This window comes from Vibrio ostreae, assembly GCF_019226825.1.
GTDB lineage: Bacteria > Pseudomonadota > Gammaproteobacteria > Enterobacterales > Vibrionaceae > Vibrio > Vibrio ostreae.
This window is the reverse complement of the sequence record NZ_CP076642.1, coordinates 198,478-213,435: the sequence shown is the minus strand read 5'-3', so window position 1 is coordinate 213,435 and position 14,958 is coordinate 198,478. Positions and strand designations below refer to the sequence as shown.

Annotated in this window: 13 protein-coding genes; 3 read left to right on the top strand and 10 right to left on the bottom strand. The window is 49.2% G+C overall.

All coding sequences use genetic code 11. The features are described from left to right. Positions 1 to 28 precede the first annotated feature (28 nt). Positions 29 to 2,341 carry a S8 family serine peptidase gene (locus tag KNV97_RS00940; protein WP_218561879.1) on the top strand — a complete coding sequence of 771 codons (2,313 nt, stop codon included), beginning with the start codon at positions 29 to 31 and terminating at the stop codon, positions 2,339 to 2,341. A gap of 112 nt (positions 2,342 to 2,453) precedes the next feature. Here the strand turns inward: KNV97_RS00940 and KNV97_RS00935 are convergent, their stop codons facing one another. The 3 genes from KNV97_RS00935 to KNV97_RS00925 form a co-directional block, all read right to left on the bottom strand. After that, entirely contained in the window at positions 2,454 to 2,933 is a 480-nt protein-coding gene (locus tag KNV97_RS00935; protein WP_218561878.1) for a DUF2846 domain-containing protein, read from the bottom strand. A gap of 416 nt (positions 2,934 to 3,349) precedes the next feature. Continuing rightward, positions 3,350 to 5,272: a putative bifunctional diguanylate cyclase/phosphodiesterase gene (locus tag KNV97_RS00930; protein WP_218561877.1), complete on the bottom strand. Its 1,923-nt coding sequence runs from the start codon at positions 5,270 to 5,272 to the stop codon at positions 3,350 to 3,352. A gap of 362 nt (positions 5,273 to 5,634) precedes the next feature. Next, positions 5,635 to 6,531 carry a LysR family transcriptional regulator gene (locus KNV97_RS00925; RefSeq protein ID WP_218561876.1) on the bottom strand — a complete coding sequence of 299 codons (897 nt, stop codon included), beginning with the start codon at positions 6,529 to 6,531 and terminating at the stop codon, positions 5,635 to 5,637. 154 nt (positions 6,532 to 6,685) lie between these two features. Here KNV97_RS00925 and KNV97_RS00920 point away from each other — a divergent pair, with 154 nt between their 5' ends. Beyond that, positions 6,686 to 7,513 (top strand): DODA-type extradiol aromatic ring-opening family dioxygenase, encoded by an 828-nt coding sequence (locus KNV97_RS00920; protein WP_136486698.1) that lies wholly within the window; start codon positions 6,686 to 6,688, stop codon positions 7,511 to 7,513. Positions 7,514 to 7,746: 233 nt separating this feature from the next. Continuing rightward, complete coding sequence (locus KNV97_RS00915; RefSeq protein ID WP_136486700.1) at positions 7,747 to 8,136, top strand: universal stress protein; 390 nt, start codon at positions 7,747 to 7,749, stop codon at positions 8,134 to 8,136. Between the two features lie 131 nt (positions 8,137 to 8,267). Here KNV97_RS00915 and KNV97_RS00910 read toward each other — a convergent pair whose 3' ends face one another. The 7 genes from KNV97_RS00910 to KNV97_RS00880 all read right to left on the bottom strand — a co-directional run bounded on the left by KNV97_RS00910 (position 8,268) and on the right by KNV97_RS00880 (position 14,946). Then, positions 8,268 to 8,966 carry a methyl-accepting chemotaxis protein gene (locus tag KNV97_RS00910; RefSeq protein WP_218561875.1) on the bottom strand — a complete coding sequence of 233 codons (699 nt, stop codon included), beginning with the start codon at positions 8,964 to 8,966 and terminating at the stop codon, positions 8,268 to 8,270. 61 nt (positions 8,967 to 9,027) lie between these two features. After that, positions 9,028 to 9,810, bottom strand: coding sequence for a PAS domain-containing protein (locus KNV97_RS00905; RefSeq protein WP_218561874.1), 783 nt, complete (start codon positions 9,808 to 9,810; stop codon positions 9,028 to 9,030). An 821-nt stretch (positions 9,811 to 10,631) separates the two neighbouring features. Continuing rightward, the gene (locus KNV97_RS00900) at positions 10,632 to 10,877 is read right to left on the bottom strand and encodes an SDR family oxidoreductase (protein ID WP_256611696.1); all 246 of its coding nucleotides are present in this window, start codon (positions 10,875 to 10,877) and stop codon (positions 10,632 to 10,634) included. Then, positions 10,855 to 11,313 (bottom strand): SDR family oxidoreductase, encoded by a 459-nt coding sequence (locus tag KNV97_RS00895; protein ID WP_218561872.1) that lies wholly within the window; start codon positions 11,311 to 11,313, stop codon positions 10,855 to 10,857. The genes KNV97_RS00900 and KNV97_RS00895 overlap by 23 nt, the downstream gene beginning before the upstream one ends. Beyond that, the gene (locus KNV97_RS00890) at positions 11,310 to 11,783 is read right to left on the bottom strand and encodes a YhcH/YjgK/YiaL family protein (RefSeq protein ID WP_136486711.1); all 474 of its coding nucleotides are present in this window, start codon (positions 11,781 to 11,783) and stop codon (positions 11,310 to 11,312) included. The genes KNV97_RS00895 and KNV97_RS00890 overlap by 4 nt, the downstream gene beginning before the upstream one ends. Positions 11,784 to 11,844: 61 nt before the next feature. Beyond that, positions 11,845 to 12,999 carry a sialidase family protein gene (locus KNV97_RS00885; RefSeq protein WP_218561871.1) on the bottom strand — a complete coding sequence of 385 codons (1,155 nt, stop codon included), beginning with the start codon at positions 12,997 to 12,999 and terminating at the stop codon, positions 11,845 to 11,847. Between the two features lie 63 nt (positions 13,000 to 13,062). After that, entirely contained in the window at positions 13,063 to 14,946 is a 1,884-nt protein-coding gene (locus tag KNV97_RS00880) for a TRAP transporter permease (protein ID WP_218561870.1), read from the bottom strand. Positions 14,947 to 14,958 lie beyond the last annotated feature (12 nt).

Here is a 14,958-nt window from a genome sequence, read left to right as displayed (position 1 = left end):
TACTGATAATTACATCAGGAGTGATGGTATGCATAAAACAACGATCATGAGATCTTTATTTCCTCTGCTCACCTTTCCTTTATCTTTCAGCGTCTTTGCTGAACCCCCTCATTCAGCAGAGGTACGCCCTGGCACTGTACTCTACAAGATCAATAGTTCTATACCGGCAAATGAGTTAAAAGCGCTCAACGCTTTACTGCACAGCCAGGGGCTGGTCTCACAACGCACCTTACAAGGCAGTCAGGTTACCATCGCTACCTTTGAGCACGCCGGACGAGAGACGGCGGTCGCCAATATCCTCAAACGCAGCGGTTACGTGGAATTTGCCGAAGCGGACTATGCTGTCGCTCCTGCCATGACACCCAATGATGCTGATTTCGACCTGCAATGGCATCATGCTGCCGTTAACTCGCCGCAGGCCTGGGACGTCACGACCGGCAGCAACAGCGTCTTGGTTGCGGTGTGCGATACCGGTTTTGAAGTTTCTCACCCGGACTTAAGCGCCAACCTGCGCACCGATTTGGCTTTTAACGCCCAAGATGGTTCGGACTATATTGCCGATGCCAATGGACATGGTACCGGGACGGCGGGAACGTTAGGAGCCGTGGGCAACAATGCTCTTGGCGTGGCCGGTGTTAGCTGGAATGTCGATATCATTCCGGTCCGCATTGCGATCAGCGACAGCAACAGCAGCGCATATATCTCAACCATGGCAACCTGTATCGAATATGCCGCAGATAAAGGCGCCCGAATCGTCAACCTGAGCTATGGCGGCATTCAATACGCGACAATTGACAGCGCGGCCAGATATCTGCGCAGCAAAAATGGCCTGCTATTTATGTCTGCCGGTAACGACGGTCAGGAATTTGCTGCTTATCCCGATTACACCAGCTTTGTCGGTGTGGCCGCCACAAACACCAGTAACACCAGAGCGAGCTTCTCCAACTGGGGCACCTTTGTTGATATCACCGCGCCGGGGACCAGCATTCGTACCACCTATCCGGGCAATCGCTACGTCTATTACAGCGGCACGTCATTTTCATCACCGCTGACCGCCGGCGTTGCGGCCCTGATGGTCGCGGCTAATCCGGGGATCAGTGCCGATGAAATCGAAAATGGCCTGTTCTCAACCGCGGCGGATATCGGCACCGCGGGAGACGACAATGTGTACGGACACGGCTTGGTCGATGCTCAGGCTGCCGTCAATTACGCGCAAAACCTCGATAACCTCAGTGCACCCGTCGCGGTAATCAACGCCAGCAGTAGCTCGGTTGCCTTTGGCAGCGCTGTGACCTTGGATGGTTCAGGTTCCAGTGACTCAGACGGCTCTATCGCTTCTTATTACTGGAGTCTGGGGGACGGCACCACCTCCAGCCTGCCGAGTGTGAACCATACTTACTCAGCAGCGGGCTCTTATCAGGTCAATTTAACCGTCACCGATAATCATGGACTGTCCAACTCCGCGACCAGCATTATTCAGGTCACGAATGAAATGCCCACCGCGGCCATCGATAGTATGCCGACCCAATACAACATTGGTGATGCTGTTCATTTCAGTGCCTTAACTTCAACTGATAGTGACGGCACTATTGTTGACTATGAGTGGGATTTGGGGAATGGAGAGACAGCTCATGACGCAGAGTTTACCTATACCTACAGTACAGGAGGGAATTACACTGTCACACTTACCGTAACAGACAACGCCAGCGCGCAGAGCAGCACGGATATCAGCATTCAAGTCAGCGATCCTTATATTCTTTCTGCGCCGACCAATTTGCAGGCGTCCGTGTCTGGATTTAATGTTGCGTTAAGCTGGCAGGATAACAGCCTGAGTGAGGACAGCGTAACGATTGAACGCGGAATGAAAGCGAGAGGTAAAACAAGCTATTCGGACCTCATTACACTCGGGCCCGATACCACCAGCTTTGTCGATACTGTCAATGAAGCAGGCGATTACTTCTATCAGATTAGAGTGGAAAACTTACAAAGTCAGGCCACGTCTTCGCCGCTGAGAGTCACCGTTGATTCAGGGGCAACGTCACAGCCAAACCCGGATGCCCTGCCCGCTCCGACCGGACTGACTGCGGTTAGCAGTGGCGATAGCGTAACCCTGAACTGGAATTACAGCACGGATGGTATTGCGGGTTTCTATGTTGAGCGAGGCGATAAAGCCAAAGGTAAAGTGACCTACTCAGGCGACCCTATCATCGTCGCTCCCGGCATCAATCAGTACACTGAAACGGGCCTAGCTGCAGGCACTTACAGCTATCGAATCAAAGCGTTTGCCTCAGACGGTAATACTTCTGACTACAGTAACAGTGCCGAAGCACGGGTAAGGTAACGTAAGAAGCGCACACTCTATACATTATCAGGGTGTGCGCTATAACGGCGGAGCGTTGAACAGCGCAAAAACCGACAACTATATTTTATTCTGTCAGTCTAAGCGCACTCATTTAATCACGCGCTTTCAACTGAACAATTGGGTTTACACATAAGTCTTGTTCACGGATCAATTGTTGTGTTTCTTCAGCGGTTTTAGCGACAATTTTCGTTTCGCCAGGTATACCAAAACGTGCAATTGGCAAATATTCGAAGTAGCTCACTTCCCCAGCCTTAGCGGTAAAATCCATTTCATCTTCGAAGCCAAAAACATCGGGATGATCAGCTTCAAAAAAGTAATTACCCGGCTCCAATTCAAAACGACGGTAGCAAGCTGGATAGGTATTCACATCTTCATCATCGATGTGGATTTCTAATTCAAATAATCCAAAATTTGCTTCTCTATCACGATATAAATAGATGACAGCTTTGTCATCAACCGCGCTAAATGATTGCGTTGTTTGAAGTTCTGGCGAATCCTGTGTAAGAACAGGCACAGTCGAACAACCTGAAGCCACCAACACGGTTAGCAAAGGCAATAATAATTTTTTCATTTTTTATTCCTAGAATAGACAATTTACGATAACGTATTGTTCGTTATAAGATTAGTATTTTTGAGAAAGTATTATGAATGCATCAATTAAATAAATGCAATAGCATATTAATATTTAATTGAATATTATTTTCATGTTCAGTGAACAACCCAGACGATAGATAGCGTACTGAGAATTAACTAAATGCCTGCCAGACTAATCGTCGTGCTAATACACTTAACACAATGTTAAACACACGGTTAAAATAAACGCAGCTCATCCGTTTAACGAATTTAAGACCCACCCAGGTTCCGTTCGCTCCGGCGATGCTCATCATGATCAGCAAAGGTAACCATGGCGGTGAAAAACGCAGTGAAGATCAATAACGCCGCAATCGCTGGTGAAGCTCTATTAAAAACAGCGCTTAAGTCCATGCATTACCATCCGCTGTTCACAACAGCGCTGGCATCATCTGGTTTAATACCCAGTAAAGTAAAAGCATCGTCTTTTTGTACGGGCTTGCTGAACAGGTAACCCTGATAGAAATCAACGTCATAGCCACTGAGCAATGCTTTTTGCGACTGTTCTTCTACCCCTTCGGCAATCACTTTGACATCGATCGCATGGCTCATCTTCGTCAATGCCGAAACGATACTGCGATCTTTTTCGTCGTGACAAATATCATCGATATAGGTCTTATCAATTTTGATGTAATCAACGTTAAGACTTTTCAAGACTGCAATCGAAGAGAAGCCCGTGCCGAAATCGTCAATGGAAATTTTCACACCCATCTTTTTGATTTCAGACATGACATAGGACAGTTTCTCGAGATCGCGGATCATGGCCGTTTCAGTCACTTCCAGATGGATGTTTTCAACCCGGACATCAAACTCGCTGAGCAGTTTGCGCAGATGATCGAGGAAATGCTCATTCTCGAACTGTATCACCGACACGTTGATAGACATAGAAATATGGGGCAGATGCTGGTTAATCTCATGCAAGGTTTGCAGCGATGAGCGCAGCACCAACTTACCGATACTAAAAATCAAACCATGTTGTTCTGCGATAGGAATGAAATCGTCAGGCGACACAAACTTGCCATCCAGTTCCCATCGAATCAAGGCCTCAAATCCAGAAACGTTGTTGGTGGTCACATCGACAATCGGTTGATAGACCATGTAGAAGTCGTCCGTATTGATGACGGTGGTCATTTTTGCATGCAGCTCTTCCTGCCACTGGAGTTTGTCTTTCAGGCCCTGGTCGAAACTGTAAATTTTGATGTTTTTCTTCTTACCTTCCAACATGGAAAGGTAAGCATTATTGACCGCATTAGATAGAGTCATCTCACCCCCCAGTTCATAGAAACCGTAGTGAAAACTGGGGGTCGTTATCAATGACAGATACTGAACTTCACGGCTGAGAAGATGGTCAATATTCTCAATGAAACGCGTGATACTGACGTTATTACCGTGCGGAAAATAAAGAATAAAACCGCTGCCGTTCCATTTGGACGCAATCGTGTTGTAGCGTTCATCGATATTAAGTAACCGCTTCCCGATCACGTTCAACACGTAGTCACCGTAGCCGTGGCCGTAGTTACTGCACAGCAACTGGAATTTGCTGATATGAATATAGATCATCGCTCGCCGACATTCAGGAGCTTCACATGGATGCGCTTCTTGCAATGACTTGACCATTGCAAGAAAGCTGGTGCGGTTTAATAACCCGGTTACGCTGTCTTTTTGCTCCAACAGAGTAATTTTTTCCGTGCGACTTTCGACCTCATGCTCAAGACTTTTCACCAGGCTGTCGACTTTAAGTCGGTCACTAATCGACGACATAATGAACTTGCAACTGCGTAAAGAACTCAGACACAGCGCCACGCCATAGCCAATCGACATAACCCCGATGACACGCTCGTCATAATTATCAGCACTAACGAGTACGAAGCTGTAAGGAAATACCGTGATAGATGTGAATGCTATCGCTGATCGGATGTCGGCTGCGAGCAAGGTCGCACTGCCGCCGGACATACCACAAAAGATGATAATGGTGATCGCCTTCTCTCGCAGACCAAATTCACCATGAAACAGATAAGGAAAACTGGCCCAGGCAACCGCAGCAAGCAATACCCCCATAAAATGAAAATCGAGTTTGTAGGGATTATTGTTGGGGACAAAAAAGTGAACCGACAGGCGAACCATGCATGCGAGGTAGATTCCCATCAACCAGACGAGCTTGTCCGTTCCGATATCACTGTAAATACCACTCAACACCAACAAAGTGGCTATCGCGACATTGACGCTGACCAGAAAACACAGGTTGGATGAAAAAGCTTCGAGACGCTGCTGCCTATACATGTAATCGATTACTCATGGAACTCAACTATCAAATCTCATAATTTATTTTTTCTACTTATTTGTCAACCAGTTAAATGAGAGAGCTATAAATAAGCCTCTCTAAATAGGGATGAGAACTTGGTTTTCCCGAGCGCCTTTCGTTGTTTAATCACCAGGTAAACCAACAAAGGCGAATTGACTGCTACCCAACCAGGTTGAGGCCTCCACAATTCTGCAACACATCAGGCTTGATATGCACCAGATTGAGCTTTGTCTCAGAGTTTATCTAACAATTGTCGATTGCGTCAATTCAGCCTCGGGAAGGGTCAATAACATTCAACAACTTTGCCGACCAGTGAGCACACCTTACTTTTTGTGCATGTTTACTTTGACTGAGCAAATGTGGCAATCAAATAGTCGATCATTGCCCGGACTTTAAGGGGTAAACGGCGGTCAGGCGGAAACAGTACGTGCATTCCGCCGATGTCTACGGTCGGGTGATCCAGTTCCAGAGCCACCAGCTGACCATTTTGCAATGCATCCACCACAATAAAATCCGGCTGATAGATGATGCCCTGACCCGCGATAGCTGCAGCCAGCAAAGCATCACCATTATTGGCTTTGAGGTTACCTTTCACCTGAACCTGAACATCACCTTTCACACCAAAAAACCAGGCGCCGTTCCCCTGCAATGCAGACAAGGTATAACTCAGGCAGTTGTGGGAAGAGAGTTCTGACACCCGCTTAGGACGACCAAATTGCCTTAGATAGTCAGGCGACGCGCAAACACGCAGCGGACAGTTACCCAACTTACGTGCCTTTAGTTGGCTGTCCTCCAGATGACCGATACGCAAAATCAGATCCCAGCCTTCATACAGCAAGTTTTGCTGACTGTCACTCAGGCCAAGCTCCACTTCGACTCCCGGATAATCGCGGGAAAACGCTGGCAGCAGCGGCGCAATAAACCGGGTACCGAAAGATAGAGGCACATTCATCCTCAATCGTCCTATTGCCTCGTTGCGCTGTGACGAGAGTTCCGATTCGGTTTCATCCAACTCTTGCAGGATGCGCTTACACGCTTCGAGATATTCGCGCCCGCCATCGGTTAAAGTGAGCTGACGGGTGGTACGGCGCAATAGCTTTATTCCCAACCGGCTTTCCAGTGCATCGACATGCTTGGTCGCCATTGCCGGCGACATGCCCAGTCTACGCCCGGCGGCTGACAAACTGCCTTGTTCCACGGATTCGATAAAAACCCGCATGCTGGTAAAGCGATCCACGTTGATTTCCTACTCTGAGTTAAAGCTGTTCATCAAATTTAGCATGTTCTATTACCAGATTGACAGGTGGATAATGGTTGTCACCAACGAATAATGCTTATCAGCGCACAATAGCCATAACGAATTATCCCATTTGCACTAAGGACCGTTGAGCATGACCAACTCCAAATTTACCGCGAATTCCGTTACCCAGCCGACCATATTCATCCCGCATGGCGGTGGTCCTTGTTTCTTTATGGACTGGCACCCGGCCGATACCTGGGACAATATGGCGGAATTTCTGCAAAACATCGACAACCTGTTACCGGAAAGACCAAAAGCGATTCTGATGGTTTCAGCACACTGGCAAACCGCGCAGTTTTCTGTCACTTCAGGCACCAATCCTGAGCTGATTTATGACTACTACGGTTTCCCGGCTCATACTTACCAGATCACTTACCCTGCGCCTGGTAGCCCTGAGTTAGCGGAACAAGTGGTGGGGTTACTAAAACAAGCCGGTCTGAGCGGCCAGCAAGAGAGCACGCGTGGTTACGACCACGGCATGTTTATTCCGCTGAAACTGATGTTCCCGGACGCTGATATTCCGGTGGTTCAGTTGTCACTGCGCAACGATTTAAACCCGCAAGCACACATTGAGCTTGGTGAAGCACTCGCGCCGCTGCGTGCGCAGGGGGTACTTATTGTTGGCAGCGGCATGAGTTTTCACAACATGCGCGGCTACGGTGACAGTCGTTTTACCGAACCTTCCGTGATGTTTGACAACTGGTTAACTGAAGCGGTCGAAGCGGAGCCACAACAACGTAACGCTGACTTAAGCCAGTGGACACAAGCACCACACGCATTTAACTGCCATCCACAAGGACATGAAGAGCACCTGCTGCCACTCATGGTGGTTGCAGGTGCTGCGGGCAGCGACCGCGGTCGTAAAGTGTATTCACAACAAGTAATGAAAACTCAGCTATCCGGTTTTGTGTTCGGTTAAGAGCGATTCCGCTCCTCGATAAGACGGGTTAAGACAGGCGGGATCGGCTTTTGGGTTCCGCCTCTCACATTGACCTATCTCCGCTTTGAATTGCCCGCCCTTACTCCAGGCAAGTGACGATTTATTTCAACCGCTCTTGAGCGTTTCGGTATTTTGTTCAATTTCTCGCCTTGCCCCAATATGCAACTGCTAGACTCACATTACGTACCTAAGCGAAAATCGGGAGAAACGTAATGAGCTATAAACATATACTGGCAGCCGTTGATCTGTCGCCATCCAGTCAGGACGTTATAGACCGTGCGATTGCCATGGCGAAAAGCGACGGCAGCGTCCTTTCGCTGGTCTTTGTCGAAGTCGACAGCATGGCGTTATCACCGAAAGAAGAACTTGAATTTCAGGCGCAGTTGCAAGCACTGGCTGATAAGTGTGACTACCCTGTCAAAGACTGTTGCGTCGTGATTGGCGATCTGCACATCAAACTGTCAGGTCTGGTGAAACAGATGGATATCGACTTGGTGGTTTGCGGCCATCACCATAAGGTGCTGAGCAGGCTGTTCTCCCACATCCCTGCGGTGGCCAATGCGGTCGAATCTGATCTGTTGGTGGTGTATCTCGACCAGTAGTTTGAGTCAGCAAACATCACCATAGCCAAAGTGATCGCCAACAAGATAAATAGCAGTAGCGCAGAAACAGAAAACCCGGCCTACAGTGCCGGGTTCCTTATATGTGGAATCACAGATCAGATGAATCAAGCTCAGATGCGAAAACTTAACGGCATCGACGCCAGCACCGAGGCGCGTTTGTGAATATTTTCCGATTCAGTATTGACGGTATCAACCATCTTGACGTTCTCTTGCGATACCTGATTAATCGCTTCGACATTGCGGCTCATATCGCCGGACACCACACTTTGCTGCTCTGCGGCGGTTGAGATCTGAAGCGCCAGATCAGAAATTTCCGCTACCGCATTGTATACCTGCTGAATACGATCCACCGATGACTGGGTTTCATCCAGACACTCTTCCGCCGATGAGCGTCCTTGCATCATGGTTTTCGATAATGTAATCAGCGACGACTGTATTTCGCCCATTGAGTTGTGGATTTGTTCTGTGGCTTTATGGGTCCGGGTCGAGAGCGCGCGCACCTCTTCGGCAACGACGGCAAACCCTCGTCCGTGCTCACCCGCGCGGGCAGCTTCAATGGCCGCATTCAGTGCCAGCAAATTGGTTTGATCCGCAATCCCCTGGATTTCCTGGGTCACGAGGCCAATCTGCTCAGCTTCTTTCGCCAGCGCCTCTGCCGCCAGAGACGATTTGCTCACCTCTTCAGCCAGATGGGAAACCGACTTCATAGTATTGGATATCGCTTTCGTTGCCCCTTCGCAATCATTGTGCACCAGGCTGACTTTAGAGGAGGTTTGCGCGGTATTATCAGCCACATTCTGGATAGTCATCGTCATTTCTTCCATCGCAGTCGCAAGCTGCTGCAGTTCGTAAGACTGACGTTCAACACCTTCATGGGCTTTTTTTCGATGCCCCTTCCAGTAAAGTTACACTGTCCATCAATACCTTAGCGCCATCACCCACCCGACCAAGAATAGTGCGAGCACGACCGCGGTGCAAAGCATCACTAAACTGAATCACACTACAGGGTGAGGTTCCGAAAAAGACATAACGCGACACACTGTCATAGTGTGCTTTCATATCGGCGATGGAGCGACTGGCCGCGAAAATCTCAGGATAGAAACACGCCAGCGCCACAAAAGGCACAATAAAACTTAACCACGGCAAAGCAAGAGCGCCAACACACAGCCCCAGCGAAATCGCCGCAAACAGCGCAAGTCTGAACGTATGGCTGAACCACCACTTTTCTCCCACGTTCACACCGCGATTAATCTGAGCGTACATTTTTTCAGCACGCTGACGTACCCTGGGCTCCAGCACAGTGCGTACCGACTGGTAACCCGTCAGCTCGCCGTTTTCAAACACCGGGGTGACAAATGCGTCAACCCAGTAGTAACGACCATCCTTACACCGGTTCTTTACCGCGCCGCGCCACTCAAGGCCGGCCTGAAGTTTGGCCCACATATCCGCGAAAGCCGCTTTGGGCATATCCGGATGTCGCACCATATTGTGGTTTTTGCCCACCAACTCGGATTCTTCAAACCCAGCGACGCGGCAAAATTCTTTATTCGCGTAACGAATAACCCCTCGTTTGTCAGTCACAGAGACTAACTGCTCGTCTTTTGAAAAGGTGACTTCACTATCAACAACATGCACATTGCGTTTATTGCTCATGCTTTTTCTCCATGCCACGGCGTTGTTTTTATTTTTATTTTGAATAGACCATTAACCGCTATAACCACTCACTACCCTCATCAACCCGATGTGTAAAACACTTCGCTAAATTAGTATAGTTAGATGTGTTGATAGCATTTTAATTATGGATTAGCTATTGATAAATTCTTCATTAAAGAATGCTGTACGGTCTAAATTTGTCGGGTTGTGCGCACTTTTTCGCCATTGAATTTAATTTTACTAATATTCAAGACGGCTATCTGACACTAATGAATAAATAACCCGCAAAATAATTAGCTATACTTAGATCTATCTTACATAAAAATGTAACAATATGTATATTTTACTAACACTTATGTCGCTTTAAACAAAGCGTGACTCTGGTTCTAAATTATGAAATTCATTAAGAGTTGATACCGAAGATCAGAGAGGCGGATGTGATTCAAAAGCAAGGATAGAGCGAGGAAATGTGAAAGGAGTAACAGGCAGCCGCAACGGTGTTCACTGAAATATAGCGAGTTGCAGCTGTCTAACGCGAGAGCCGCGCCTGAGTTAAGCGGTTATCAGGCCAGTTACGTTGTGGATTGGCAACAATATGCGCCGGTTGATATTTGCTTTCGGGATTCGAAATCATGTTACACCTTATCGTTTGAATTTGATTCAGTGTAACCAGCAGAAGAAACGGGTCTTATTCGTTCCGGTCAGCGCCTGTCGCGTAACGGACATGGAAGACAAATATGAAATAAAAAACCGCTGAAAATGTCAGCGGTTTTTTCATAACAGGAAATACAGCCGTCATCAGGTTTACCGTGATTAGCCAATTACAGCGAGGCACCACCGCAAATCACCAGCTCCTGACCGGTGATCGCCGCACCGGACGGAGACACGATAAACTGCACGTAGTCCGCCACTTCCTGCGGTTTAATATAGCGTCCCATCGGCGGGAGTTTAGGCGGAGATGTGGTCCGGCTTGGATCCAGCAGCATCGGGGTCTCCGTTGCGCCCGGCGCGATGATATTGGCGGTAATACCCTGAGTGGCCAGTTCAGCCGCCCAACTGCGCACCATACCGATCATGGCAGACTTGGTTGCGACATACTGTGAACGGCCGGCAACACCGCGCGATGGTGCGGCTGCCAATCAGCACGATACGCCCGCCTGCAGTCATTTTCGGCACCAAAGCATTAGCCATGATTTCCGCCACATGAATATGCAAATGCCATAACACCTCGCTCTCACTCAGATTCAGTTCACCTAACGGAGCCGAGGCCATTTTGCCCGCCGCGTGAATAAAAGCATCCACTTGGGCAAACTGTTCGGCGCATTGCCGGACCTGAGCACTATCCATAAGGTCGACACTCAACGCAGTAAAGTCAGGGTGTTGAATATCCGGTCTGCTGCGACTCAACCCGGTAACTTGCCAGCCGTTATCCAGCAAGGTTTGCGCGATGGCAAAGCCAATCCCTGAACTGGCTCCGGTTACAATAGCATGTGGTTGGATCATAACCCCTCCAGCATACTCAGTGGCACTTTAAATACCGCTTTTCGTACCACGCCACGACCTGAAGCGGAACAAAGTGCCTGGTGCGGCTCTCCCGGCATAAACACCGCAAAGTCACCGGCAGCGAGATGGATTTGCTGGCGCAGTTGCGGCGCTTTGACGATAAACAGATCGGGTTTCTTTTCATCCGCTTCGACGGCTTGAGTATAGGCCGAATCAAAGTAAATCGTTTCCTCACCGCTCAGCACCAGCTGGATATCAGCGAACTGCTGATGAAATTCGGTATGACGCAGTTCTCGACTTTGCAGCTGCGCGTCACCGATATGACAAAACCAGTCTGTAGCTTCAACAGGCAGTCGCCCGTCAGCCGCTTGTTGCAACCTTTCCAGACTACATTCAGGGCGGCTGAGCACAGACATAAACGCCGCAGGCAGACCGACACGGTTCAGTTGGTTAAGATGGCCACTAATCATAGTTATCACCCTTTTAAAACAAGGCTGCCACTTAAAAGTGGCAGCAAAAAAACAGTCAGGATTACAGCTGGCACCGCACGTATTTAATTGCCTGACGGAAATAGGTATAAGCGACATGGATATCGCCATCGCGGCTTTGAGTCACCGTCGGGTAAGAGAACTCACGGTTGCGTTTTTCCTGCGAGTTATTGGTCATACAATACCCGTCACCTTCATCCAGATTAATGATGGTCGGCCAGGTTTCACCATTATCTTCAGAAATCGCCAGACACATTGGTGCGCGTGGTGCGCCCCAGAATGCAGAGCGGCCTTCTACGATTTCCGGCTCTTTCGCGCCGCTGTCATCTTCGATTTCATCGTACAAAGAACTGCGACGCTCGGTTGCACCGGCCGCGCTCATGTTGTTGAACACCAGCGCCAAGTTACCGTTTTGCAGCATCGTCACCTGAATCGAAGAGTTGTTGTTAGGCAGCGAGGTCGCGACCGGGCTAGACCAGGTTTCGCCGTCATCTTGAGAAATACTCTTATAGATATTGTCTGCCCAGCGGCTGCGGTATAGCGCCAGCAGGCGACCATCCTGCAGCGGTGTGATACACATATGGACACAACCCAGGCTATCCGGCACTGCAACATTACGCCACGTCTGACCTTTATCATCAGAAATACGCACCCCGCTGGTGTCGTAGTTACCGACCCACTTCTCACCCGGCCTGACCGTGCAGTAGAACACCGGCAATAACCAGCGTCCGCTTGGCAGAACCACCACCGGCTGACGAATAAAGGTGCCCGGTTCATCGATCAGGGTTTGGATATCATTCCAAGTTTCGCCCAAATCTGGCGACTGACGGAAACGGACGATAGCCGTATCCTGATTACCGGCCAATTGCGCGGTCCAGATCAGCCACAACGTGTTATCCGGGTCCAGAAACAGGACCGGGTTTTGTTCAGAGCGGCTTGGGTCATCGGACAGTTTCAGCGCAGGTTCCCACTGCTGACTGCCACTGCGCAAACGCGAGCAGAGGATAGAGATGTCAGAAACCCCTTCTTGCGTGCCGGCAAACCAAGTACAAAGCGTATCGCCATTAGGCAGACACAGCAGATTAGAAGCGTGATTTTGCGGATAATCCGATGGCAGCATCGCCGTGGTAAATTCAGGCACAGTTTGATCAGCAGAAAGAATTCCTGTTTTTTCCACCGTAACAGTTTGTTGACTCATTAAAGACTCCATTTCGTTCTTATTCCGGCCTCCCGGTCACCAGGAGGCCGGCTTATTCATGCGTTATGCTGTTTTTGCGTTGCTGATTATGCATCGGCCCGAACTTTTCCAGCACCAGATGACCAAAGCTAACGCCAGCCCCAGGAAGGCAAACCACATCGGCGAAGACGATTTGTCCAATACGATGCCAATACTGGCGACCAGGAACAGCAGGCGTTCGACGATATTCAGATCTTTCTTAAACCAGCCCTGTAGAAAGACTGCCCAGCAGAAAGTCGCCACCAACATGCCAAAGAACGCAATCAGGATCAGATACCAGGCGCCTTGCCACAACACCACAGGATCAGTGATAAAGCTGAACGGTACCAGGAAGATAACTAGCGCATAGGAGAACGCGATAAAGCCGGTCTTGGATGAATCACTCTGGCCAATGGCAGACGCCGCGTATGCACACAATGCAACCGGTGGTGTCACCATGGACAGCACGCAGTAGTACATGATGAACATGTTAGCTGCCAGGCGATCAACACCCATATCAATCATGGCCGGAGCAAAGATGATTGAACCTATGATATAAGCCGCAACCGTCGGCAAGCCCATACCCATGATGATACAACCCAGGATCACCATCACCAGCGACAGATAGAGGTTGTCACTGCCTACCGCACTGAGAATCTCAACAAACTTAAACGCCAGGTTTGACTGAGTCGCCAGCACCATGATGATACCAACCGAGGCCAGCGGGACAGAGACCCATGCCATCTGTTTGGCAGTATCCATCACCATAGGGAACAGGATCTTATAGCTGTAACGTGTGTTCTTTCGCAGCAGTGGCGCAACCAGAGCAACCACCGAACCGACAAACGCGGCATATGGCGCTGAGTAACCGGCAATCAGTGCAATCACCAGGAAGATAGGTGAAATCAGCAGGTGCAGACGCGGACGAATTGGCTCAAATTTCAGGTCTTGCTTAGAGATATTACCCACACCGGTTTTACGGGCACGCAGGTCGATAATCACAAACAGTGCGAAGTAGAACGCAGCCGCCGGAATAATCCCCGCTGCGGCAATATCGGTATAAGGAATACCCAGCATGTCCGCCATAACGAATGCAGCAATCCCCATGATTGGTGGCATCAGCTGTCCGCCGGTTGAAGCAATCGCTTCCGTTGCCGCAGCCTGCTCTTTGCTGTAACCGGAGCGTTTCATGATTGGAATAGTCAGTACACCGGTTGACGTGGTGTTCGCTACTGCAGAACCGCTCACCATCCCAAACAGGGCCGAGCCCAGTAGCGACATTTTCGCAGCACCACCTTTCAGCGGAGCTGTGGCCATCATCGCCAGATCAATAAACACGCTGCCGCCGCCAGTCATGGTAAACACACAACCAAACATGACGAAGAAGAATACAAAGTTAATTGCAGTGCTGGCTGTGATACCAAACAGACCGTCCGCCTGCATGCTGATAAGTTCAGCCATCGTATCGAGCGTGAAGCCTTCAAACGCTGTCCATCCCGGGAAGTAAGGGCCAAGGAAACCGTACAGAGTAAAGATGATCACCACAGACAGCAGTGAGAAGCCGACTGAACGACGCACCGCTTCGAACAGCATCAGACCACCGGCGATGAAGGCGTACTTGTCAGAAAACAGTACGTCATCAATCATTTCCAGGCGCGATTCCAGACGTGGAATTGAAGTGTAGTAGTGGTAAACCACTGACAATGTCACCGCGATGCACACCAAATCGATGAAGCGTCCCAGATAAACTAACTGCTTATTTTTAAAATCAATTGGCTGAAAACTAATAACCAGTGCCGTCGCCATAAACACATGGATGGTCGCCGCGGTTAACGGCGATACCGGAACAAAGAACTGATTCAAAAGGAACAGAATATAGGCTATTGCAAGAATAGCCTTCACTGTGTTCATTAAATGATTATATTTCATAATGACACCTTA